This window comes from Arthrobacter sp. CG_A4 (assembly GCF_035985125.1).
Taxonomy (GTDB): domain Bacteria; phylum Actinomycetota; class Actinomycetes; order Actinomycetales; family Micrococcaceae; genus Arthrobacter.
In genome coordinates, this window is sequence record NZ_JAXCID010000001.1 from 54,550 (window position 1) to 77,149 (window position 22,600).

General features: G+C 68.5%; 20 protein-coding genes. 10 read left to right on the plus strand and 10 right to left on the minus strand.

Going from position 1 to position 22,600, the window contains the following annotated elements; all coding sequences use genetic code 11:
* The first annotated feature begins 103 nt into the window (after nucleotides 1-103).
* From RCH07_RS00265 to RCH07_RS00275, 3 genes are read left to right on the plus strand one after another with little or no spacing between them, the layout of a single operon-like run.
* Nucleotides 104-1,126, plus strand: a complete 1,023-nt coding sequence (locus RCH07_RS00265; RefSeq protein WP_326965465.1) for a 3-oxoacyl-ACP synthase III — start codon at nucleotides 104-106, stop codon at nucleotides 1,124-1,126.
* Nucleotides 1,120-3,810 carry an alpha/beta fold hydrolase gene (locus RCH07_RS00270; protein WP_326965466.1) on the plus strand — a complete coding sequence of 897 codons (2,691 nt, stop codon included), beginning with the start codon at nucleotides 1,120-1,122 and terminating at the stop codon, nucleotides 3,808-3,810. Before RCH07_RS00265 ends, RCH07_RS00270 begins: the two co-directional genes overlap by 7 nt.
* Nucleotides 3,807-4,829, plus strand: a complete 1,023-nt coding sequence (locus tag RCH07_RS00275; protein ID WP_326965467.1) for an NAD-dependent epimerase/dehydratase family protein — start codon at nucleotides 3,807-3,809, stop codon at nucleotides 4,827-4,829. The genes RCH07_RS00270 and RCH07_RS00275 overlap by 4 nt, the downstream gene beginning before the upstream one ends.
* On the opposite strand, the gene mutM is transcribed toward RCH07_RS00275, so the two are convergent.
* The 5 genes from mutM to coaD all read right to left on the minus strand — a co-directional run bounded on the left by mutM (nucleotide 4,781) and on the right by coaD (nucleotide 7,966).
* Complete coding sequence (gene mutM, locus RCH07_RS00280; protein WP_326965468.1) at nucleotides 4,781-5,746, minus strand: bifunctional DNA-formamidopyrimidine glycosylase/DNA-(apurinic or apyrimidinic site) lyase; 966 nt, start codon at nucleotides 5,744-5,746, stop codon at nucleotides 4,781-4,783. The two genes, RCH07_RS00275 and mutM, sit on opposite strands and share 49 nt — an antisense overlap.
* A gap of 9 nt (nucleotides 5,747-5,755) precedes the next feature.
* A complete protein-coding gene (gene rnc / locus RCH07_RS00285) occupies nucleotides 5,756-6,508 on the minus strand; it encodes a ribonuclease III (RefSeq protein ID WP_326965469.1) in 753 nt (250 codons plus the stop codon).
* Nucleotides 6,509-6,528: 20 nt separating this feature from the next.
* Nucleotides 6,529-6,732, minus strand: a complete 204-nt coding sequence (rpmF, locus tag RCH07_RS00290) for a 50S ribosomal protein L32 (protein ID WP_009356569.1) — start codon at nucleotides 6,730-6,732, stop codon at nucleotides 6,529-6,531.
* 36 nt (nucleotides 6,733-6,768) lie between these two features.
* A complete protein-coding gene (locus RCH07_RS00295; RefSeq protein WP_326965653.1) occupies nucleotides 6,769-7,293 on the minus strand; it encodes a YceD family protein in 525 nt (174 codons plus the stop codon).
* A gap of 172 nt (nucleotides 7,294-7,465) precedes the next feature.
* Nucleotides 7,466-7,966, minus strand: a complete 501-nt coding sequence (gene coaD / locus RCH07_RS00300) for a pantetheine-phosphate adenylyltransferase (protein WP_326965470.1) — start codon at nucleotides 7,964-7,966, stop codon at nucleotides 7,466-7,468.
* Between the two features lie 48 nt (nucleotides 7,967-8,014).
* On the opposite strand from coaD, the gene RCH07_RS00305 reads away from it, so the two are divergent.
* From RCH07_RS00305 to RCH07_RS00330, 6 genes are all read left to right on the plus strand, one after another.
* The gene (locus RCH07_RS00305; RefSeq protein WP_326965471.1) at nucleotides 8,015-8,944 is read left to right on the plus strand and encodes an SDR family NAD(P)-dependent oxidoreductase; all 930 of its coding nucleotides are present in this window, start codon (nucleotides 8,015-8,017) and stop codon (nucleotides 8,942-8,944) included.
* Nucleotides 8,941-10,149, plus strand: a complete 1,209-nt coding sequence (locus tag RCH07_RS00310; RefSeq protein WP_326965472.1) for an aminotransferase class I/II-fold pyridoxal phosphate-dependent enzyme — start codon at nucleotides 8,941-8,943, stop codon at nucleotides 10,147-10,149. Before RCH07_RS00305 ends, RCH07_RS00310 begins: the two co-directional genes overlap by 4 nt.
* A gap of 2 nt (nucleotides 10,150-10,151) precedes the next feature.
* Nucleotides 10,152-10,943 (plus strand): spermidine synthase, encoded by a 792-nt coding sequence (locus RCH07_RS00315; protein WP_326965473.1) that lies wholly within the window; start codon nucleotides 10,152-10,154, stop codon nucleotides 10,941-10,943.
* Between the two features lie 510 nt (nucleotides 10,944-11,453).
* Nucleotides 11,454-12,680, plus strand: coding sequence for an ATP-binding protein (locus tag RCH07_RS00320; RefSeq protein ID WP_326965474.1), 1,227 nt, complete (start codon nucleotides 11,454-11,456; stop codon nucleotides 12,678-12,680).
* A gap of 295 nt (nucleotides 12,681-12,975) precedes the next feature.
* On the plus strand, nucleotides 12,976-13,251 hold the full coding sequence (locus RCH07_RS00325) for a PhoD-like phosphatase N-terminal domain-containing protein (RefSeq protein WP_326965475.1): 276 nt from the start codon (nucleotides 12,976-12,978) through the stop codon (nucleotides 13,249-13,251).
* 199 nt (nucleotides 13,252-13,450) lie between these two features.
* Nucleotides 13,451-15,100, plus strand: a complete 1,650-nt coding sequence (locus RCH07_RS00330; protein ID WP_326965476.1) for an HNH endonuclease signature motif containing protein — start codon at nucleotides 13,451-13,453, stop codon at nucleotides 15,098-15,100.
* A 328-nt stretch (nucleotides 15,101-15,428) separates the two neighbouring features.
* On the opposite strand, the gene rsmD is transcribed toward RCH07_RS00330, so the two are convergent.
* From rsmD to RCH07_RS00350, 4 genes are all read right to left on the minus strand, one after another.
* The gene (rsmD, locus tag RCH07_RS00335; protein WP_326965477.1) at nucleotides 15,429-16,052 is read right to left on the minus strand and encodes a 16S rRNA (guanine(966)-N(2))-methyltransferase RsmD; all 624 of its coding nucleotides are present in this window, start codon (nucleotides 16,050-16,052) and stop codon (nucleotides 15,429-15,431) included.
* A gap of 75 nt (nucleotides 16,053-16,127) precedes the next feature.
* Complete coding sequence (locus tag RCH07_RS00340; RefSeq protein ID WP_326965478.1) at nucleotides 16,128-18,473, minus strand: ATP-dependent DNA helicase RecG; 2,346 nt, start codon at nucleotides 18,471-18,473, stop codon at nucleotides 16,128-16,130.
* Nucleotides 18,463-19,503 carry a DAK2 domain-containing protein gene (locus RCH07_RS00345; protein WP_326965654.1) on the minus strand — a complete coding sequence of 347 codons (1,041 nt, stop codon included), beginning with the start codon at nucleotides 19,501-19,503 and terminating at the stop codon, nucleotides 18,463-18,465. The genes RCH07_RS00340 and RCH07_RS00345 overlap by 11 nt, the downstream gene beginning before the upstream one ends.
* Nucleotides 19,504-19,525: 22 nt before the next feature.
* Nucleotides 19,526-20,575 (minus strand): thiamine-phosphate kinase, encoded by a 1,050-nt coding sequence (locus RCH07_RS00350; protein WP_326965479.1) that lies wholly within the window; start codon nucleotides 20,573-20,575, stop codon nucleotides 19,526-19,528.
* A 175-nt stretch (nucleotides 20,576-20,750) separates the two neighbouring features.
* On the opposite strand from RCH07_RS00350, the gene RCH07_RS00355 reads away from it, so the two are divergent.
* The gene (locus RCH07_RS00355; protein WP_326965480.1) at nucleotides 20,751-21,278 is read left to right on the plus strand and encodes a YdcF family protein; all 528 of its coding nucleotides are present in this window, start codon (nucleotides 20,751-20,753) and stop codon (nucleotides 21,276-21,278) included.
* A gap of 33 nt (nucleotides 21,279-21,311) precedes the next feature.
* Here the strand turns inward: RCH07_RS00355 and RCH07_RS00360 are convergent, their stop codons facing one another.
* Complete coding sequence (locus RCH07_RS00360; RefSeq protein ID WP_326965481.1) at nucleotides 21,312-22,502, minus strand: glycosyltransferase family 4 protein; 1,191 nt, start codon at nucleotides 22,500-22,502, stop codon at nucleotides 21,312-21,314.
* Nucleotides 22,503-22,600 lie beyond the last annotated feature (98 nt).

A 22,600-nucleotide genomic window follows, 5' to 3' on the forward strand; every position in this document is an offset into this window, starting at 1 on the left:
GTGCGGGAACAGATCTGCACCGGGCATAGTTAAGCTCTTGGGCTTGTGCTTGACGGTGCGGTCAACCGCCGGAGCACAGTACGGACACGAACAGAGGCTTGACTTGATAGGGAATGCGACATTCCGGCACCGCAACACCGCCTTGCTTTCGGTGAGCAGCGTCGAAGCTCCGAGGATCGTCAGTTCCACGGATTTCGATCACAGGCTGGCTTCGACCCTGCGGCGGCTGAAGTTTCCCCCGAAGCTGCTGGAGCGGGTGGCCGGCGTCACGCACCGGCGCTGGTGGGCCGCCGGGACATCCTTCGACGACGCCGCCATCGAGGCGGGCGCGAAAGCCCTGGCCGACTCCGGCATCGAAGCGTCCCAGGTCGGCTTGCTGATTAACACATCCGTGACGCGGCGCAACCTCGAACCGTCTGTCGCGGTGAAGATCCACCACGGACTCAACCTGCCGTCGTCAGCCATGAACTTTGACGTGGCCAACGCCTGCCTCGGATTCGTCAACGGCATGACCCTGGCGGCCAACATGATCGACTCCGGCCAGATCGAGTACGCGGTGATTGTCAACGGTGAGGATGCCCAGGCAACGCAGGAGGCCACTCTGGCCCGGCTGCAGCGGCCCGAGACCACCCGCGAGGACTTCAACCGCGAGTTCGCCACCCTCACCCTGGGCTCCGGAGCCGCCGCTGCCGTCCTGGGCCCGGCGGACCGGCACCCGGGGGCGCACCGGATCCTCGGCGGGGTGATGCGCGCCGGTACCGAGCACCATGAACTGTGCGTGGGCGGCATCGACGGCATGGCCACCGATACCAAGGGCCTGCTTGACGGCGGCCTGCAGCTGGTGGTGGACGCCTGGCACGAGGCCCAGCCGGAGTGGAACTGGACCTCGATGGACCGCTACGTCACGCACCAGGTGAGTACCACCTACACCCAGGCCATCATCGACGCCATTGATCTGGACCCGGACAAGGTGCCCATCACGTTCCCGCACTGGGGCAATGTGGGCCCGGCCTCCCTCCCCATGACCCTGGCCGCCGAAGCGCAGAGCCTCGGAGCCGGGGACCGCGTGCTGTGCATGGGGGTCGGTTCCGGGCTCAACACCGCCATGGTGGAAATCGTTTGGTAGCCGCGGACTGGCCCGGCGTCGACCCGGAGTGGTCGCGCGAGATAGATGTGGCGTCCACCTCCGCCGCGGATGAGCCCGGAACCGTGCGCCGCTGGCACCTGCTCGACAACGGCGCGCAACTCTCCCGCCGCGGCCTGGCTCCTGCCGGCACCCTGCTGTGCGTGCACGGCAACCCCACCTGGTCCTACCTGTGGCGGACCCTGCTGGCCGCCGGATCCGACCCCGCGCATCCCTGGCGCGTGGTGGCGGTGGACCAGCTGGATATGGGCTTCTCGGAGCGCACCGGCAGATTCCGGCGTCTGGCGGACCGGATCAACGATCTGGGCGACCTCACCGCCGCGCTTGGGCTGGGCGGGCCGGTGGTCACCGTCGGCCACGACTGGGGCGGCGTGATCAGCCTCGGCTGGGCCCTGGCGCATCCGCAGCAGCTGGCCGGAGTGGTGCTGACCAACACCGCCGTCCACCAACCTTCGGGCTCCCGCATCCCGCCGGCGCTGCGGCTTGCCCTGCACCCCGCAGTGCACCGCTGGGGAACGACGACGTCGGACGCCTTCCTGCGCGTGACGCATTCCCTGGCCCACCCTCCGCTGGCCGCGGATGTCCGCAGCGCTTTTATGGCCCCGTACCGGGGCGTCGGCCGCCGCACCGGCGTGGGGAACTTTGTCGCGGACATTCCCGCCGGGGCGTCCCACCCGAGCTTCCCGGCACTGCGCCGCGTCGCCGACGGGCTGCATGGGCTGCGGGTTCCGGCCCTGATGCTCTGGGGACCGCGGGACCCCATCTTTTCGGACCGGTACCTGAAGGACCTCATCAGCCGGCTGCCGTCCGCGGAAGTGCACCGCTTCGAGGGTGCCGGCCACCTGGTCGCGGAAGACCGGGACATCGCCACTCCCGTCTTCGAATGGCTGACCTGGCAGCGCCTGGGCCTGCACCCGGACAGCCGTCCGGCAGGCGCCGCCAACCGCCCGGCCGACGCCCCCGCCCTTTCCGCACCGCCGCTGTGGGCGCCGCTGCCGGAACTCGCGGCAGGGCCCGACTGTGGGGACACCGCCGTCGCCGAAATGGCCGCGGACGGCAGCGTCGCCCGCTCGCTCAGCTGGCAGGAGCTGGAACAGAATATTGCCGCGCTCGCGGCAGGACTGCGGGAAGCCGGCGTCCGGCAGGGCAGCCGGGTGAGCCTGATGGTTCCGCCGGGGGTGGACCTGACCGTGGTCCTCTACGCCTGCCTCCGGCTCGGCGCAGTGGTGGTCGTAGCCGATGCAGGCCTCGGCACCCGCGGCCTGAGCCGCGCTGTCAAGGGCGCCACCCCGGATTTCCTCATCGGCATCGACAAAGCCCTCGCCGCCGCATCGATACTCAACTGGCCCGGACGGCGCATCAGTGTGCGGGACCTGCCGGCCGCCCGCCGCCGGCTCCTCGCCGTCGAGACCTCGCTGGCGGCCCTCGCCGGCCGGGGCGAACTCATCGCGAAGAAATCGCCGCCGCTGCAGGTTCCCGACCCGGACGCCCCCGCCGCCGTGCTTTTCACCTCCGGATCCACCGGCCCCGCCAAGGGCGTGCTCTACACCCACCGGCGGCTGGCAGCGATGAGGGACACCGTGGCCGCGACGCTGGGGATCCGCCCTGGCGCACGCCTGGTGGCGGGTTTCGCGCCCTTCGCCCTGCTGGGACCAGCGCTGGGGGCCGTCTCCGTGACGCCTGCCATGGACGTGACCGCTCCCCGCACCCTGACGGCCCGCGCGCTGGCGGACGCCGCCGCAGCCATCGACGCCACCGTGGTCTTCGCTTCCCCCGCGGCGCTGCGCAACGTCCTCGCGACCCAGGGCGGCCTGAGCCGGGCCGGGCACCAGACCCTGGGGCGGGTGGAGCTGTTGCTCTCCGCTGGCGCGCCCGTCGCCGAAGCCCTCCTCGCAGACGTAGCGCGGCTGCTGCCCCGGGCCGCGCTGCACACCCCGTACGGGATGACCGAGGCGCTGCCAGTCACCGACATCAGCCTCGAACAGATCCGCGCCGCCGGGGCCGACGCCGCCGCCGGAACCATGGCGGGGGCCGGCAATGGCGTGTGCGTGGGCCGGCCGGTGCACGGTGCCCGCGTGGCCGTCATCCCGCTTGCCGCGGACGGCACCGCACCCGGGACCGGCTCGGTCACGGACGCAGTCACGGCGGCGGGAGTGACGGGCGAGATCCTCGTGAGCGCCCCGCACGTGAAGGAAGCCTATGACAGGCTCTGGCTGACCCAGCGCGAGAGCGGCCGCACTGCCGGGTGGCACCGCACCGGCGACGTCGGGCACTTCGACGCCGCCGGGCGGCTCTGGGTGGAAGGACGCCTTGCGCACGTTGTCACCGCGCCAGGCGCTGTGGTGACGCCCGTGGGCGCCGAGCAGGCCATCGAGCGTCTGGACGACGTCGGGCTGGCTGCCGTCGTCGGGGTCGGCCCGTCCGGGACGCAGGCCGTCGTCGCCGTCGTCGAAACCGTACCGCCTGCCCGCCGGGCCGGTCCTGCCCCGGCGCAGCTCGCAGGGCTGGTACGGCACGCGGCCCGGGCGGCAGGCGTCAGCGTCTCCGCCGTGCTGGTTGTCCCCTCCCAGCCCACCGACATCCGCCACAACGCCAAGATCGACCGGACCCGCTTGTCCCGCTGGGCTTCCGCGGTGCTGGCCGGCGGCCGTCCGGGCACGCCGTGAGGGTCCTGGTCACTGGGGCGAGCGGCCTGCTCGGACAGGAGGTGGCGCGGCTGCTGGTGCGCCAAGGCCACGCCGTCACCACCTTCCAGCGCCGTCCCGCGGGCGTGGACGGCGCCGTGGACCTCTGCGGGTCCGTCACGGACCACGACGCCGTCCGTCGCGCCGTGGTGGGCGCCGAGGCCGTCATCCACCTGGCCGCGAAGGTCTCCTTCACCGGGCGCGCCGCGGACTTTCACGAGGTGAACGTCGAAGGCACGCGCCGGCTGCTCCGTGCGGCCCGCGGGGCCGGCGTGCGGGACCTGGTGTTCGTCTCCTCCCCGTCCGTGGCTAACTCCGGGGCCGCCATCGCCGGAGCGGGCGCCGAGCCGGCGGACCCGGCCCGCGCGCACGGCCACTATTCCCGGACCAAGGCCGAGGCCGAACTGCTGGCGCTGGCTGCGGACTCGCCGGAATTCCGGGTCGCGGCGGTGCGCCCGCACATCGTCTGGGGCCCCGGCGACACGCAGCTGGTGGAACGGGTACTGGAACGTGCCGGCCGCGGCCGGCTGCCGCTGCTTGACGCCGGGGCGGCCCTGATCGACACCACCTACGTGGACAACGCCGCCTCGGCTATCGTCGCCGCGCTGCACCGCATGGAGCACATCCACGGCGCGGCGCTCGTCGTCAGCAATGGAGAGCCCCGCCCGGTGGGCGAGCTGCTGGCGGGAATCTGCGCCGCGGGCGGCGTCCCGGCGCCGTCGTGGACGGTGCCGGGCCGGATCGCGCGGGCGGCAGGATCGGTGGTGGAGAGGGTCTGGACCCGGGCCGGCCGGGCAGGGGAACCGCCGATGACCCGATTCCTCGCCGAGCAGCTCTCCACCGCCCACTGGTTCGACCAGCGCGAGACCCGCAGACTCCTCAACTGGGCCCCCGACGTTTCACTTGACCAGGGCCTGGCGAGGCTGGCCGAGCACTACGGGCGCAGGCTCCCCTACCAGCGGCCGTTCCGTGGCCGGGGCTGGCAGACGGGGCAGCTGTAGGAGGAGCGGTTCATGAACTGGTCCCGCCGCAGCGTGCTCACCAGGCCGGCGGCCGCGCACCGCTTGCATTCCTGGCCTTCGCGCCCGTAGGCGTTGAGGGAGCGGTCGAAGTAGCCGGAGGCACCGTTGACGTTGACGTAGAGGGAATCGAAGCTCGTGCCGCCGGCAGCCAGGGCGTCGGTCATGACCTCCCGGGCGGCGTCGAGCACCCGCTCGGCCTCCGCCCTGCGCAGTGTGTCCGTGGGCCGAGCGTAGTGCAGCCGGGCCTTCCAGAGGGCCTCGTCGGCATAGATGTTGCCGATCCCGGAGACCAGCCCCTGGTCCAGCAGGGCCCGTTTGAGCCCGGTCTTCCGGGCGCGGAGCCGGCGGTAGAACCCGTCGAAGGAGAAGTACGGGTCCAGCGGGTCCCGGGCGATGTGCGCGGCTTCCGCGGCGATCAGCGGCAGCGGCGTTTCCGCGAGGCCGCCGGGACCGCCGTCCGCCGTGGGGATCAGGGAGGTCAGGAAAAGTCCGCCGAAGATCCGCTGGTCCACGAACCGGAGCTGTTCCGGCATGCCCTCCGCCGGGCTGAGCCGCAAGCGTACTTTGAGGTGCTTTTCATCCGGAACGCCGGCGTCCTGCATCAGGAGCTGGCCGGACATGCCCAGGTGTGCCATCAGCGCAACGGCGGGCTTCTCCGCTGCCGGTGCGTCGGGATCCCCCGCTTCCGGGTCCGCCAGCGGCAGCCAGAGGAATTTTCCGCGCCGGACCACATCAAGGACACGGGCGCCTTCGAGGTTGCCCGCGAAGTCCTCCGGCCCGAGCGTGTGCCGCCGGACGGAGCGCGGATCCAGCACGTCGACGGCGGTGATGGTCCTGCCCCGTACCCAGCTCACCAGGCCACGGCGGACAACTTCCACCTCGGGCAGTTCGGGCACAGTCCGTGCCTAGCTGCCGGTCTGGGTGGGCAGCGGCCGCGTTTCGGGCGGCTGCGTTCCGGACGGAGCCTTGGCCGCGGCAGCCGGTGCGGAAAGCCTGCGCCAGGCGTCCGCGGCTGCTTCCTGCTCGGCTTCCTTCTTGGAATTTCCCGCGCCGCTGCCGTAGTCGTTGCCGCCGATGCGCAGGATCGCTTCGAACACCCGCGCATGGTCCGGGCCCGAGCCCTCCACGGCGTAGTTGATGGTCCCGAGCTGGCGGCTGGCCGCAAGCTCCTGGATGCTGGTCTTCCAGTCGGTGCCGGCGCCAAGCGCGGCAGCGTCCGCGAGCAGCGGCCCCACCAGCCGCATGACCAGCTGGCGTGCCGTCTCGATGTCGTTGGAAATGTACGTGGCGCCGATCAGCGCCTCCATGGTGTCCGCGAGGATAGAAGCCTTGTTCTTGCCTTCGGTGAGCTTTTCGCCCTGTCCGAGGTAGATGAACTCGCCAAGACCGATGCTGCGGCCGATGCCCGCAAGGGCCCGGGTGCTGACGACGGCGGAGCGGCGCTTCGCCAGATCGCCTTCGGGCAGCATGGGGTTATCCCGGTACAACGCGTCCGTTACGGAAAACCCCAGAATGGAGTCACCCAGGAACTCGAGCCGTTCGTTGGTGGGGATGCCGCCGTTTTCGTAGGCGTACGAACGATGTGTGAGCGCAAGACGAAGCGTCCCGGCGTCAATAGTGACACCGAGACGCTTCAGAAGCTCTTCAGTTGAAGACATCTATTAAGCCAGTTGGCGGATTAGACGTCTGCGACCTTGCGGCCCTTGTATTCAAGGAACAGCGCGGTGCCAGCCGAGTCGGTAACGACCTTTGCCTGGTGCGGCAGGCTGTAGGTAACCTGTCCGTTTTCGACAGTCTTCACCAGGTGGGGGGCAGTTGCCTTCCACTGGGAGCGGCGGGCGCGGGTATTTGAGCGAGACATTTTCCGCTTCGGAACAGCCACGGCTAACTCATTTCTCTCTAGTCCAACACTTACAAATCAGTTTTGCCGGTCAGGCTTAGCCAGGTCGGCTAGGGCAGCCCAGCGAGGATCTACGATCTCGTGGTGATGCCCCGGCTCGTCTTCCAGGCGTACTCCGCATTCGGAGCAAAGGCCCTGGCAGTCTTCCCGGCACACCGGCTGGAACGGCAGCATGGTTACAACTGCGTCCCGCAACACCGGCTCAAGATCGATCAGATCGTGCTCGACTCGACGTTGCTCTTCTTCTTCCTCTTCATCCGAGAACTCAGCGTCCGCGTAGAAGAAAAGTTCTTGCACTTCGACCTCTTGGTCATACGCAAGGGGATCCAGGCATCGGCCGCACTCGCCAGTCACCTGGACGGTTACGGTTCCTGATACCAGAATTCCTTCGTGCACGGCCTCCAGCCGCAGATCCAGCCCAACATCCGAGCCTTCCTGCACGCCGATGAGCGCCACACCCAGATCACGTGGTGCGGGTACATGTTCCGTCAGCGTCCGCATGCTTCCCGGACTGCGTCCGACATCCTTGACGTCGAACGCCAGGGGCGAACTAGCATCTCGTTTAATGAGAACTCCTGTTGAACATGTGACCGACGTATTATCTTAGCCTGAACTTCCGGACGGACCCAAACCAGGACATACCCGCGGTTCACACCGCAAGCAGCCTCAGTTCCTGGCCGTCAACCGGCAGCAGGCCGCCGAGTACCGATCAAGCTTACCCTCTGCCCGGCGGGTCCTGGACCGCCCCGCCCGAACGGAGCCGTTTGAGCACCGACCGGGGAACGAACTCCGAGACATTCCCGCCGAGGGTGAAGACTTCCTTGATCAGCGTGGAGGACAAGTGCAGGTAGTGGCTTTCGGCCGGCAGGAAGACCGTTTCGACGCCGGAAAGCTGGCGGTTCATCGTGGCCATCGGCAGTTCGTAGTCGAAGTCCGAGGAGGAGCGGAGGCCTTTGACGATCGCGGAGACGCCCCGCTTGCGGCAGTACTCCGCCAGCAGTCCCTCCCCCACCGGCTCCACCACGATGCCGCGCAGGGAGGCCAGGGTCTCTCTGGCCATGTCGATCCGTTCCTCGAGGGTGAAACGGTAGTTCTTGGCGTAGTTGGTGGAGACGCCCACGATCACTTCATCGAAGAGGCCCGCAGCCCTGGCGATGACTTCCAGGTGTCCATTGTGGATGGGGTCAAAGGAGCCAGGGCAGATAGCGCGTCTCATGCTCCGAACCTACCGTATCCGCGCCGCCGGCCGGGATAGCATGACTGGATGTCAGCATCGAGCATTCCCTTCACCGTGGCCGGCGGCGTGGTCCTCGTGACCGGCGCCGCCATGGGCATGGGCCGTCTGTACGCCCTCCGCGCGGCCCGCGACGGCGCCGCTACCGTCATTCTCTGGGACGTTGACGCGGCGGGACTGGCGGCGACCGCCGGTGAAGTGACCGCACTGGGGGCGCGCGCCGTCGTCCGCACGGTGGACCTCGCCGACCGCCGGTCCATCGCCGATGCCGCGGCGGAAGCGGCGACGGAGGGTCCGCTGACACTCCTGGTCAACAACGCGGGAATCGTCCGCGGCGCACTGTTCTGGGAGCACAGCCCGGAAAGGGACATCGCCCCGACCATGAATATCAACGCGCTGGCCCCCATGTACGTCACGCATGCGTTCCTGCCGGCCATGATGGCCGACGGCGGCCGGCAGCGCCGGATCCTGAACATCGCGTCCGCCGCGGGCACCGTCTCCAACCCGCGGATGAGCGTCTACGCCGCCTCCAAATGGGCCGTGATCGGCTGGAGCGACTCGCTCCGGCTGGAACTGGAGCAGCAGGGCCAGCATCACCTGAAGGTCACCACGTTCTGCCCCAGCTATATCTCCACCGGCATGTTCGACGGCGCCCGCGGCCCCCTGATGACCCCGCTGATGAGCCCGGATGACGCCGTGGACCGGGCCTGGCGGGCCACAGCCGCCGGGCAGCCCCAACTGATCGCCCCGGCAATGGCGGCCGTCGGCAAGGTCCTGAAGGGAATCCTGCCGGTACGGGCCTGGGACTTCGTGGGCGGAAAGGTGTTCGGCATCTACTCCACCATGGACAAGTTCACGGGGCGCGGTGCCGGCACGGTTGAACCGGGGCGCGGTGCCGGCACAGTTGAACCGGGCCCGGCCACCGGCACGGACACCGCAGATCAGGCGGGCACCCGGTGACCGCTCCGCTCCAGCACCCGTGGCAGCGTGCCGCGACGGGCGCCAACCTGCTCGCCGCGGACGGCAGCCTGGGGGTCACCATCTTCGAGGAAATGACCACCCTCGCGCTGCAATCCGGCGCCATCAACCTCGGCCAGGGCTTCCCGGACGAGGACGGCCCGGCCGAGATCAAGGCGGCCGCGCAGGCCGCCATCGCCGCGGGCCACAACCAGTACGCCCCGGGCAAAGGCATCATTGAACTGCGCGAGGCGATCGCCGTCCACCAGGAGCGGTTCTACGGCCTGACCCCGGACCCGCAGAGCGAAATCATCGTCACCACCGGCGCCACCGAGGCCATCGCCGCTTCGCTGCTGGCCCTCGTGGGCCCCGGCGACGAGGTCCTCACCTTCGAGCCGTTCTACGATTCCTACGGCGCCATCATCGGCCTGTCCGGCGCGCGCCACGTCACCGCGCCGCTGCTGGCACCGGATTTTATGCCCGACCTGGACGCCCTCGAAGCGGCGTTCAGTAACCGCACCAAAGTGGTCCTGGTCAACAACCCGCACAACCCCACCGGAGCGGTGTTCCCCCGGGAGGTACTGGAGCGCGTCGTTGAACTCGCCAACAGGTTCGACGCCGTCATCATCACCGACGAGGTCTACGAGCACCTCATCTTCGGCGTCCGGCACATTCAGATCGCCACCCTGCCCGGAGCGGCCGGGCGGACCCTCACCATCTCCTCGGCCGGAAAAACGTTTTCCTTCACCGGCTGGAAGATCGGCTGGCTCAGCGGCCCGGAGCACCTCGTCGCTGCCGCCCGGACGGTCAAGCAGTTCCTCAGCTACAGTTCGGGCACCCCGTTCCAGGGTGCCATCGCCGTGGGCCTGGGCCTGCCGGACGAGTTCTACGCCGGAATCGCCGGCACGCTCCAGCACAAACGCGACGTCCTCAGCGAGGGCCTCCGCGCGGCCGGACTGGACGTCTTCACGCCGCAGGGTACGTACTTCGTCAACGTCGACACCGCGCCGCTGGGGATCTCGGACTCCGTGGACCTGGCCCGGCGCCTGCCGGCACTGGTGGGCGTCGCGGCAATCCCGGTTCCGGTGTTCTGCCATCCGGAAGGGGCCCAGCGGACCCGCAGCCTGCTGCGCTTCGCGTTCTGCAAGAAGATCGATGTCCTCGAAGAGGCCGCCGAACGGCTCGCGACCCTGCGTGACAGGCTTTAGGGATGCCGGAATCCGCCGCGGCGCCGCGGTTCCTGCGGACCACGGGCCAGCACGCCACGATCGAGCCGGATGAGTTTACCGAGGGCGGCTTTGTGCTCAGCATCGGCGGCGCGGAGCAGTCCCATGTAAACCTCGCGGACCCCTCGGACATCTTTTACGAGTACCTGCGCCGGATCGGCCATGTGGTGGACCTTGCGGCGCCGTGGGGTGAGCCCATCAGTGCCCTCCACCTCGGCGCCGGGGCGCTGACGCTGGCCCGCTACATCCAGGCAACCCGGCCCGGCTCCGTGCAGTACGCCGTGGAACTGGAGCGGGAACTGCTGGACTTTGTGCTGCAGCACCTGCCCCTGCCCGGCGGCACGGAGCTGCGCACGCTGATCGGCGACGCCCGGGAGGCCCTGGCCGGGCTGCCCCCGGAGCTGCGCTTCGACGTCGTAATCCTTGACATCTTTTCCGGCCCGGACGCGCCGGCGCATATTGCCTGCACGGACTTCTACCGCGAGGCCGCGGCGAGGCTGGGTCCGCGCGGGGTGTTGATTGTTAACGTGGGCGACGAACCCGGGCTGACCCTGGTCCGCAGCCAGGTGGCCGCGTTGCGCCGGGCCATGGCGGACGTCGCGGCGTTCGCCGAGTCGGGCATGTTCTCCGGACGGTATCCCGGCAACATCATCCTGACCGGGACGCAGGGGCCGTGGCCAGAGGTGTGGACCGCGGCGCTGACCGCCCGCGGGCCCCACCCGGCCACGGTGCTGTCCGGCGTCGGCCTGGACGTCCTCTCGGACCGGGCAGGCTGAGGACTTATGGTTGCGATTCTCCTGACCGGCATGTCCGGCTCGACGTATTGACGGGCGTGGTCCCTGTCTCTAAGGTGGGCGCAAGAGCGTGGGTCTCGTTCATCGATGATGGGCGACGCTCTGGCAGAAGTGATGCTAACGGTACGTCGCTTGGTTAACGGACGGAATATGCGGCACCTGCCACAGCGTCCACGCAGCTGCCGGCTCGGGGAATCGGCATATCCATCAGTAGCAGCTGTCATCAGCCCGGTGGACTCCGGGAACCCCGCTGACAACCTGGGTAACTGAGTCCCCGTGATACCGGATGTACCTCAAGCTGCGTAGTCCCGACGTCGATTGCGTATCGGTAGCGCTGGCGCCAGCGCCATGAATCTGCGATGTCCCCGGCCAGGCCCGGCACCCCTCTTGAAGGCAGATCTTCGGAGCGGAACGCGGTGCGAGAATCGGGCAACACCGTTAGTAAGTTATGAGCGGTTTATTAAATTTTAATAAACCCCTACTATTCTTGCTATGGACCCTCTCGAAAACCCCTACACCCCAAACGCCGGAGCCAAACCTCCGGTGCTGGTTGGCCGCACCGATGAGCTCGCCTCCTTCAAGCTCCTGCTGGGACGGCTGGCCCGGGGGCGCAGCGAGCAGTCCATGATCATCACAGGGCTCCGCGGTGTCGGGAAGACGGTGCTTCTCGGCGCGTTCCGAAAGGAAGCAATTTCCGCCGAATGGGCTGTGATCGACATTGAGGTCAGCAAGCACAACGACGGGGACTTCAGGCGGCAGCTGGCGGTGGAGTTCCGGAAGGCACTGCTGGAGATTTCACCCCGCGCTAAGTGGACAGACCGCGCCCGGCGGGCAGCCGGTGTCCTGCGGTCTTTCACCGTCTCGGTAGACCCGGAGGGAAAGTTTACGGCCGGCTTTGATGTTGAACCGGTCGAGGGTCAGGCCGACAGCGGCCAGCTAGGCGTTGACCTCACAGATCTGTTCCTGGCCGTGGGCGAGGCGGCGCAGGATCACAAGACCGGACTGGTGCTTCTCTTCGACGAGGTCCAGTTCCTGTCCAAGGTCCAGCTGGAGGCTTTGATCGCGGCGTTGCACAAGACCGTGCAGCGTGAATTGCCGATCACGATGGTCGGGGCTGGTCTGCCACAGATCGTGGAACTGGCAGGAGAGGCAAAGTCCTACTCCGAACGCCTCTTCAAATTCCCGAAGATCGGGATGCTCGACGACGAGGACGCCATCGAGGCCATCACCCGCCCCGCCCTGAACAGCGGCGTGGTGTTCGAAGATGACGCAACCACTCAAGCTGTGCACCTGACCGGCGGCTACCCGTACTTCCTGCAGGAAATGGGGTCCGCCGTGTGGAACCTCGCGGAGGACAACACCATTACCGTCCAGGACGTAATCGATGCTCACCGCTATGTTGAGGAGAAGCTGGACGGCAGCTTCTTCCGGGTCCGGCTTGACCGGACGACGGAGCTGGAGCAGGCATACCTGCGCGCCATGGCCCAGTTGGGGCCAGAACCCCAGCTGGCCAGCGATGTGGCGACCCTCCTGAACCGCACGTCCCAGCAAGTTGGTCCGACGCGGTCGCAGCTGATCGACAAGGGGCTGCTGTACACGCCGAACCACGGATACGCGGCCTTCACCGTGCCGCATTTCGACCGGTTCATGATCCGGGCAGTACCTGAGCTGAGCGTCCCGGAGTTGCGCCAGCGCCGCGGCAGGCACGCAGCGACCTGACGACGGCAAGGTCCATCGCTCCGGGTCTCACGGACTCTAGCCTGATGAGGTACTCCCCAACTGGCCGAATTCCCGGGTGTGACTGTTCGCCGAGGACGGCGGTTAATTTGCAGCTTCTAGTGGCGGTTTGCTGTGCCATTTCGAGACCGGGTTTCTGACCGGTCTGGCCCAGACTTCACGGTCCTCACGGAAGGCTTCGAGGATGCCGTCCTCACGGGATAGCCTGCGGACCAGAGGGGGCCCTGCCAAAGAATCCCGCCAAGGTTCGCAGTGCGTTCACTACGGGTTCACAGTCATGCCCCCGTATAAGGTCCGGGTGAACTGGCAGGTTGCCGCCGACCCGGAATTCCGCACTGTCGTCAAAGCCGGCAGTGAGAGCGCCACCCCCGAGCTGGCCCACTCCGTGCAAGCCGAGGTCGACGGGCTGCCAGAACTCGCCCGCGCGAAAATCGTGCAGGACATCGCGGACGTGGAGCCGCTGTTGCGCGCCGGGTCCACGCACGAGCTGGACACAACCCGGCCGCTCGACCAGACGGTTGGGGCGTTGATCGCCATCGCTGCAAGAAATTGACCGGGCGAATTTAGGGCGCATCTCCGCATGTAGTTCGTGACGGAGTTGGTGTGCTGGAACCATTCCCCAGCACACGCCCAGAAGCCGCTGGCCGCCGCCCGTCAATAGGAGAAAAATCCGGTTCAGGGGCGTTGGTCAGTGCCCGGTTCCTGCCGCAACGCGGCCGCTAATTGTCGGTGCCTCCTTATATTCTGAGTGTATGGATATCAGGACAGCGTGGAGCGCGGAAAGCAGGGAGGCCATGGCGGCCGTCGCGGCGTCCGCCGCTGTGCTTGCCGGCCTCACCGGCGCCGGCGCGGAGCGCTCGGATCCGCCCGCTGCCGGTCCGCGGCGGGACGCTCATCCGCTGCTTGGCGCCGGTGCCCTGCCAGGCGCTGATCCGCTGCGGGATCTGGCCGATAGCTGCCTGGACGGCCTCGCGGAGACGGCCCGGCTGGAAGCCCGGACCGCGGCGCTGAAAGTGCGGCTCGCCGCGGACTACGCCCAGGCCACCCGGGCCCTGGCATCCCCTGCCGCGTCCCCGCAGGAACACACCATGCAGGAGATGGCCCTGACCGCCGAAGTCGCCTGTGTCCTGACTATCAGCGAACGAACCTCTGGTTCGCTCCTGGCCGACTGCCAGGCCCTGACGACGGCGCTGCCGCTGACCCTGGGAGCGTTGCAGGCCGGGACGATCTCCTGGGCCCACGCCCGGATCATCTGCGAGGAAACCAGCACCCTGGACGGGCACGGGGCGGCCGGGCTGGAAGCGCACTTCCTGGACCCCGGCGCCCCAAACCCCGCCCGCGGCTGCCCACCCGGGGAGCTCGTCCCGGGCCGGTTCCGCGCCAAAGCACGCACCTGGCGCGAACGCCACCACCCGGTCAGCATCGAGACCCGCCACAACAAAAGCGCTGCAGACCGGCGGGTCGAATACCTCCCGGACCGGGACGGCATGGCCTGGCTCTCGGCCTACCTCCCCGCCGGCACCGCCGCAGGAATCTGGGACCGGGCCACCGCCGCCGCCCGCGCCCTCCAAAACCCTGACGAGGCCCGCACCCTCACCCAGCTCCGCGCCGACATCACCGCCACCTGGCTCCTCACCAACGGCACCACCTGCGGGGCTACCCTGGGGACGGCCGGCGGCGGCACCGGCACGTGCGGGGGCGTCCCGTCCCCCAGGGCGCAGGTTCTGATCACCGTCCCGTTCCTGTCCCTCCTGGGCGCCACCGACGAACCAGCCGTCCTGGACGGGTACGGGCCGATCCCGCCGTCCATGGCCCGCCGCCTGATCGCCGACGGCGCCGACTCGTTCTACCGGGTCCTGACCGACCCCCGCGACGGCGCACCCCTGGAAATCGGGAGGACCAGCTACCGCCTCACCAAAGCCCAGCGTCAATGGCTCCGGCTCCGCGACGGCAGATGCCTCTTCCCCGGCTGCAACAACCACTCCCTGGACAACGAAGCGGACCACCTCCTGGCCTGGGCCGACGGCGGCACCACCGGGATCGCCAACCTCGGACAAGCATGCCCCCGCCACCACCGCCTCAAACACGGCTCCGCCTGGACACCCACCGGAGCCAGCAAAAACCACCCGCCAGGCTGGACCTCACCCTCAGGACGGGACTACCCCAGCGAACACCAGGACTGGGAACCACCCCACTGGCCCGACCACGCCCTGACAACAAACATGACCACGACCATGACCACGGACACGGGCCCGGACCCGGGAATGCCCCCGGACCCTTTCCCCGACTGGCACCAATTCACGGCCGGGCACCCCTGGGCCGCCGCAGAAACGGACCACCCGGCCTGGCCAGAGCAACTCGAGGACACCTTCCCGGAAGTCCTCATGCTCCAACGTGTCTGATCGACAATTTGCAGGCCGTTCAGGGTCAGTTCAGGCGAATTGGTGGTACGCGAGCACCAGGGTGCGTCACCTAGTTTGGGGGCTGAGTTATTGAAACAGTGCACGGATGCCACCTCGTACCGTTTTGACCGATGATCATTGGATTCTGAGGAACTGATGCCGGACTCGCCCGGCATCAGGGGCGTCCGCACTGCTGGAAGCCAGTTGACCACACGATCGTAAGGTCAAGCGGCGGTCTCGCCACACGCTCGGACGAGCTCGCCCCCACCCGCCGCGGCGTCGTCCTTCGAACCATCACTATCTGGCCCAACGACTGCGGGGACACGCCCTATACGCCGTCGGGATCCTGTGTTTGGTCCGGGTCGGTTTCCGCCGGGCCTTCCTCGACACCCGGCTCGGCGAACCACAGCTTGGTCTCCCCGTACTTCCGTTCCGCAAACCGCTCCATGCCGTCCGGCCAGGACGGTTCGGGGGTCCGGGATGAGCGCTCCACTACGACGACGGCGCCCTCGGCCAGGTGCGGAAGCAGCTTGGCCAGCACCCCGGCCAGCGCTGGTTCGTCCAGGGGGTAAGGCGGGTCGAGGAAGACGAGGTGCCAGCGGATACCCTCCTGGGTCCGCTCTAGGAACGACTCAACCTTGGAGCGGTGCACCGAGACCACCTTGCGGCGGGCCACGGTGTTGACGAGGTCCGCGTTGCGCTGGCAGACCTCGCTGGCCTTGGCATCGAACTCCACGAGGTCCACGGCCATCGCGCCGCGGCTGGCGCTTTCAACGCCGAGGGATCCCGAACCGGCATAGAGATCCAGCACGCGGGCATCGGCAATGACCTCGAAGGCATCAAGCCGGGAGAAGAGCGCCTCCTTGACCCGGTCCGTGGTGGGGCGGGTGAGGGACCCCGGCACGCTGACCAGCGTGGTTCCGCCCGCCGCGCCGGAGATGATACGGCTCACGCGCGGGCCTCCGTCGGTGTGTGGAAAGCCGGTGCGTGGGAAGCCGGTGCGTGGGAAGTCAGTGCGTGGATCCTGCTAGCCGCGTTCAAGGAACGCCTCCTTCTCGGGGTTCAGGTAATCGTCGATCGCCGCGGCGAGTCCGGGGTGGCCCGCCAGCGACGGGTCTGCCGCCACGATCCGCTGGGCGTCCTGCCGGGCGCGGGCAATGATGTCCTCGTGGTCGAGCACCCGCAGGAGCTTCAGCGTGGACCGTCCACCCGACTGCGAGGCACCCAGGATGTCGCCCTCCCGGCGCAGCTTGAGGTCCTCCTGCGAGAGCACAAAGCCATCCGTGGTGGCCGCGACGGCATCGAGCCGGCGTCGGCTGGGATGGCCGGGCTCCAGCGTGGTGACCAGCAGGCAGGTGCCGGGCAGCCCGCCGCGGCCCACCCGGCCGCGGAGCTGGTGGAGCTGCGAGATGCCGAACCGGTCGGCGTCGAGAATCACCATCAGCGTGGCGTTGTGCACGTCCACGCCCACCTCGATCACCGTGGTGGAGACCAGCAGTTTGGTCTGGTTGGCGGTGAACGAGGCCATGGTTCCGGACTTGAGCACCGGGTCCTGCCGGCCGTGCATCGGCGCCACGGGGACCCCGGCCAGAGCGGGTTCGTCCCGTAGCTGTTCGACGACGCTGGTCACCGACGCCAGTTCGCGCGCGGCGTTATCGCCCTCGAGGTCCGCTGCGGACGGCTCGGCCTCGCCGGGGGCGAAGTCGCCGTCGTCGTCGGTGCCGATCTTCGGGCAGACAACGTAGACCTGGTGGCCGGCGTCGATCTCCTCGCGGGAGCGGGTCCAGAGCCGGCCGAGCCAGGCCGGGTGCTCGGCGAGCCCCACCACGTGGGTGGTGATCGGCGCGCGGCCCGCCGGGAGCTCGTCCAGGATGGAGGTTTCGAGGTCGCCGAACACGGTCATGGCCACGGTCCGGGGAATGGGGGTGGCGGTCATGACCAGCAGGTGCGGGGGTTTGCTGGCCTTGGACCGGAGCACATCACGCTGCTCGACGCCGAAGCGGTGCTGTTCGTCGACGACGATCAGGCCCAGGTCGTAGAAGGAGACGTTATCGCTCAGCAGGGCATGCGTGCCGATCACGATTCCGGCCGTCCCGGAAGCAGCGTCAAGCATCGCCTGCTTCCGTGCCGCGGTGGGCATGGAGCCGGTCAGCAGTGTGACCTGGACGGCGTCGGGGCCGAAGCCGCCCAGCATGCCGTCGCGGGAGAGCGGCCCGAGCGTGCGGCGGATCGATTCGTAGTGCTGGGCGGCCAGGACCTCGGTAGGGGCCAGCAGGGCCGCCTGTCCCCCGGCGTCCACCACCTGAAGCATGGCGCGCAGGGCCACGATCGTTTTGCCGGAGCCCACCTCGCCCTGGAGCAGCCGGTTCATGGGCGAGTCCTGGGCGAGTTCTTCGGCGAGGGTCTTGCCGACGGCGGACTGGCCGGCGGTCAGCGTGAACGGCAGCTGCCGGTCGAAAGTCGTCAGCAGGCCGTCCCGCGCCGGGCGGCGGGCCGTGGCCTCCTCGGCCGCGAGCTGGGCGCGCCGCCGGGCGAGGGCGGACTGGAGCACCAGGGCTTCCTGGTAGCGGAAGCGGTCTTGGGCGCACTGCCAGTCCGCGGGGGTCTGCGGGGCGTGGATCAGCCGGTAGGCGTCCGCCACTGGCAGGAACTTCTCCCGGGTGGCGATCGCGGCCGGCAGCGGATCGCCGAGGACCGCCAAGTCCGCGGTTTCCAGGAGGGTGGCGATGACCTTCTGGATGGACCAGCTGGTGAGTTTGGCGGTGGCCGGATAGACCGGGATCGGCATGGCCGCGAGCTTTTCCGGATCCAGCTCCGGGGTCTCGGGGTCCTCGTCGAGGAGCAGGAAGTCGGGGTTTGTCAGCCCCAGCGAGCCGCCGTAGCGCGTGACCTTGCCGGAGAACATGGCGCGCCGGCCGGGCCGGAGTTCTGCTTTGGCCCGGAAGCCGTTGAAGAAGCTCACCTTGAGGGTGCCCGGCAGCCCGGTCCCCGCGGCGCGTGCCGCACCCCCGCTCCCTGTTCCCGGCGCTCCGGCGTCGTCCGAGATGACGACGTCGGTCAGGGAACCGCGGCGGGCGCGCATGGACCGCGTGCTGTTGGAGACCACCCGGGCAATGAGGGTGACCTCCTCATCGAGCGGCACCTCGCTAATGGGGGTCAGCTCCCCGCGGCTGAGGTACCGGCGCGGGAAGTAGTTCAGCAGCCCGCCCACCGTGGTGATGCCGAGGTGCTTCTCGATGACGGCAGCGGAACGCTTGCCGATCCGCCGTTCGAGGCCCAGGCCGAGTTCGGCGTTGGCTAGTTTGGCGTTTTCGAGTTCCGCGTTGTCGAGTTCCGCGTTGTTCACTGCGGCCCTGGGCGGTTCAGCGTTCATGTCCGTCCGGGATCTGGAGTGCAGATTCACGGGCTCTGACGTGGTGGAGCTCGGCGTCCGGCAGGGCGAGCTCGCTTACCGAGATGTCCGAGGGCTCGCCGAGGGAACGGATCAGCGCCACGGCGGGATCGGCGTCGGGTACATGGACGTGGACGCGCCAACGGTAGGCACCTGACTCGTCGACTGCGCGGCCCACCTGGCTCATGATCACCGAGTCGCCCATTTCGTCGAGCCGCTGGCGCATCGTGGCGGCGTCCAGCGGCGAGAGTGTGATGGTGCACATGACTTCCACGCCCTCGTCGCGGGGCATGCCGGCGTGGATGTGCGGGTCCTGGACGTCGTAGCCGTGCAGGCCGTCGAGGAGCTGGTCCTGGAGTTCTTCGCCGAGCACCGCGGAGCGGAGGCAGTCCAGGATCAGCAGCATGCCGACGCCGCCGGCATCCACCACGTGGGCGGCGTGCAGGGCGGCGAGCTGGTCCTCGGTGCGGACCACAGCGTCCAGGGCGGCCTCGACGGCGGCGTCCAGCGCCAGCCCCAGCGTGTGGTTGCTGTCGTCGCCGTCGTGCGCGGAATCGACGGCAGCCGCGGCGCGGGCGGCGGCTTCCATCACCGAGAGCATGGTTCCCGGCACCGGGTCGCTCAGCGCGGACCAGGCCCGGAGCTGGGCCCGGTTCAGCGCGGCGGCCAGCAGCGGCGCGCTCAGCCGGGGGTGGCCGGCGAGCGGCTCGGCGGCGGCGCAGAGGAAGACGGCGAACAGGGTGCCGGAGTTGCCGCGGGCCTGCTCCATCGCCGCCTGGCCGGCGCGCGCCAAAACGGCGCCGACGTCGTTCTTGGCGGCGGTGTCCTGGGGTGCGGTGTCGTGGGCGGCGGAATCCGCGGCTGCGTCGTGGAGGGCGTGGGCCGCGGCGCGGACCGTCAGGTAGAGGTTGGTGCCGGTGTCGCCGTCGGCGACGGGGAAGATGTTGATGGCGTTCAGGCGGTCGCTGTGGTTCCCCAGCGTAATTTCCGCCTTGCCCAACCACCGCTTCATCGCTTGCGCGTTGGCGGCAATCTTAGTCTGCAAAGTGATCCCATCCCCCGGTGTCAGCGGGCCGGCCCGCGATCTTGACGCCCGTGCTGTCCGTTGGCGCAGGGGCTTCTACCGAGCCTAGCGCAGTGAACCCGGGAGGCAGCTGAATGCCTGCGGGGAATGTGGCCAGCAGCCCGTGATCCTCCCCGCCGCCGAGGACCCAGGCCATGGGGTCGGCGCCCAGCAGGTCCGCGGCGGGCAGCAGCGGGACCGCGAGTTCCTTGAGCACCGCGGTGTCCAGGTTGAGCACGGCATGGCTGGCCGCGGCCATCCGGTTGCCGTCCCGGACCAGTCCGTCGGAGATGTCCATCATGGCCGTGGCGCCGGCGTCGCGGGCCTGCGGTCCGGCCGCGAGCGGCGGCTGTGGGCGGCACTGGGTGTCCAGCAGGGCCCGTTGTTCGGTCGTTAGAGCGTGCACGGGGACGGACGACTCCAGCAGGGCCAGGCCGGCGGCGGCGCGGCCGACGGTGCCTGCGAGCGCCAGGGTGTCCCCCGGGCGGGCGCCGGAGCGCAGCACGGGCTCCCTGCCGTCGAGGGTGCCGAGGATGGCCACGCTGACGGCAAGTTCCCGGCCCCGGCCGAGATCCCCGCCGGCTATGGCGCAGTCCGGGGCGCCCAGCTCGCGGATGCCCGCGCTCAGCCCGTCGGCGAAGTCCTCCACCCAGGACACCAGGGTCTGCGGGGGCATGGTCAGGCTCACAACCAGGGAGGTGGCGCGGGCCCCCATGGCGTTGATGTCGCTGAGGTTCTGCGCCGCGGCCTTCCAGCCGACGTCGTAGCCGGACGTCCGGTAGCCGTTGTTCCACGCAAGCCGGAAGTCCTGGTCCTCCACCTGCGTGTCGATGCTGACCACGGTCCGCCCGTCCGGTGCGGCCACAATGGCGGCGTCGTCCCCGGGGCCCAGCAGCAGCGACGGGTTGTGGGCCGCACCGCGGTGCAGGCGCGGGAAAATACGTTCGAGGAGTTCCGACTCGGAGAGCCCGGCAACTGTCGGGGAAGGGGATGTCAGCGGTTCAGGCACAGATTCAAGCACAGCTCTACGCTACCGCGCAGGGCTGACGGCGGCGGGTTGAGGCGCCGGCGACGTCTCGGCCAGCCGCGCGCCGTGCTGGCCATTTTCTCCACGGTGCAGCACCCGTGCGAGACTCATAGGCATGCCCCCGCCGCTGCCCCGCTTGAATCCCTCGGCTGCTCGGATTCTCGCTTGGATGACCGGGGCCGCTGTTCTCTGGCTGATTTTCGCCTTTCAACTCTTTGTCAATGTGGATCCCTTGAGCGTCCACCGGACCGATGCCGTCATCATGCTCGGCGGCGCTGCGGCCGAACGGCTGCCGGTCGCGCAGCGGCTTCAACGTGACTACAACATCCCCGTCCTGGTCCTGTCCCACACGGATACACCCGGGAACATAGCGGCCGATGATGCCTGCAACTCGGCCGCCTTTCCGAGTGCCGAGCTCCTCTGCTTCCGGCCCGATGAGTTCGATACCCGAGGCGAGGCTCGTGCCATCGGCAGAATCGCCGAGGCGAACGGTTGGAAGTCCATCACGGTGGTGACGTCCAGCTATCACGTTTCCAGGGCGCAACGCCTGATGGAGCAATGCACGACGGCGGACGTGCAGATGGTGAACTCCCAGCCCCAGCTGAGCCTGGCGCAGTGGGTGCGGCGTTTTGTGATCGAGACCGGAGGTCTGCTGGACGTGTCCTTCCGGCCGGAATGCGCCGGGAGCGGGCAGTGATGCACCGCAGATCACAAAGGAGCCGAATTACCGCTAGGTGGCCGGCGCTTTGCTCAAGAGTCCTGAAATGAGCGCCATGTATCGCTCTGCCAGCTGCGTGTAGTCAGCGTGTTCCTTGACCCATTGGCGGCTGGTATCGGAACGGACCAGCCGTGAGCGGTCTGCTGCGAGTTCGCGCCAGAGCGCGGCCACGGCCTCCGGCGTGCTGGGCACTATATCGCCGGCGTCCGCATCTTCGATAATGCGCGCGGCCTCACCTTTGACGACGGCCGTGACGTGGCGGCCGACGGCCAGGACCTCATACGTCTTTGACGGAATGGTGGTCTCGAACGACTTCCAGTCATCCCGCAGCGAAACGATGCAAGTGTCCGCCGAGGCATAGCGGTCCATGACGTCCTGGCCGTGCAGCGAAGGATGGAACGTTACGGGAGCTCCAAGCTCAGCTGCCAGTTTTTCCAGAGCAGGGCGCTGGGTGCCATGGCCCACTAGATGCAGGTGCATGGCATCCCCCACCAATGCACTGGCCCGGATTACGACGTCGAGCCGCTGGCTTTCGCCGTGGTTTCCGAGGTAGAGCGCCTCAAACACGTCCCGCTCCGGCTCCGAGGATCCCAGAAACGGAATGGTGTCAACGTGGAGGCCGTTGCTCACGGTTTTGACGTTCTTTAGCCCACGGGCCCGCAGAGTCTCTGCGAAGCCCTCCGTCACCGTGACCACCAGATCCGCACGCTTCTGGACGAACTCGACCGCCATTTCGACCACGCTCTTCACGCGCCCGCGCACCATCCGGGAATCCCGGGCCAGATCCGGCCAGGCATCGCGCATTTCAACGATCAGGGGAACCCCCCGCAGCCGTGCCAGCACATAACCTGCGGCGAGGATCGGCAGGCTGGGGGCCGTGGCGATCACCACGTCCGGCCGGCGCGTCAGGAGACCCAGGGGCACAGACATGGCCGCGGAGAAGCACTGGTCCAGCAGTCTCGCAAGGTGCGAGTTGCCGTGCGGTAGGTACGGTACACGCCGGATCAGCTCGGTGAATTGGCCTTTTTGCCGCCGGAAGGCGCGTCCGGCCAGTTCGGCGGGAAGCTCACGCCGGCCCACGGGGAAATGCGCTACGGGCGTCACCACATCGAATTCCCACCCGGAGGCGCAGAATTCCCTCAGCAGGGCAGTCCACCGGCGCTGGGGCGGGCTGTTTTCCGGCCAGTATGAGTGCGCGAGCAAGGTTACGCGCGTAGCCCGGGCGCATGCCCCATGTGATGATTTCAAATGCTCCCCCAAAGCCAATCCAGTCCGCTACGTCGTAGCGTTCGTCGTCGAAC

Excerpts from the sequence above, each read along its gene's own strand:
- RCH07_RS00315 (WP_326965473.1), top strand. The coding sequence starts at position 10,152 with ATGCCGGAATCCGCCGCGGCGCCGCGGTTCCTGCGGACCACGGGCCAG.
- RCH07_RS00320 (WP_326965474.1), top strand. The coding sequence starts at position 11,454 with ATGGACCCTCTCGAAAACCCCTACACCCCAAACGCCGGAGCCAAACCT.
- coaD (WP_326965470.1), bottom strand. The coding sequence starts at position 7,966 with ATGAGACGCGCTATCTGCCCTGGCTCCTTTGACCCCATCCACAATGGA.
- RCH07_RS00305 (WP_326965471.1), top strand. The coding sequence starts at position 8,015 with ATGTCAGCATCGAGCATTCCCTTCACCGTGGCCGGCGGCGTGGTCCTC.
- RCH07_RS00325 (WP_326965475.1), top strand. The coding sequence starts at position 12,976 with ATGCCCCCGTATAAGGTCCGGGTGAACTGGCAGGTTGCCGCCGACCCG.
- RCH07_RS00340 (WP_326965478.1), bottom strand. The coding sequence starts at position 18,473 with ATGAACGCTGAACCGCCCAGGGCCGCAGTGAACAACGCGGAACTCGAC.
- RCH07_RS00355 (WP_326965480.1), top strand. The coding sequence starts at position 20,751 with ATGACCGGGGCCGCTGTTCTCTGGCTGATTTTCGCCTTTCAACTCTTT.
- rnc (WP_326965469.1), bottom strand. The coding sequence starts at position 6,508 with ATGTCTTCAACTGAAGAGCTTCTGAAGCGTCTCGGTGTCACTATTGAC.
- RCH07_RS00330 (WP_326965476.1), top strand. The coding sequence starts at position 13,451 with ATGGATATCAGGACAGCGTGGAGCGCGGAAAGCAGGGAGGCCATGGCG.
- RCH07_RS00345 (WP_326965654.1), bottom strand. The coding sequence starts at position 19,503 with ATGAAGCGGTGGTTGGGCAAGGCGGAAATTACGCTGGGGAACCACAGC.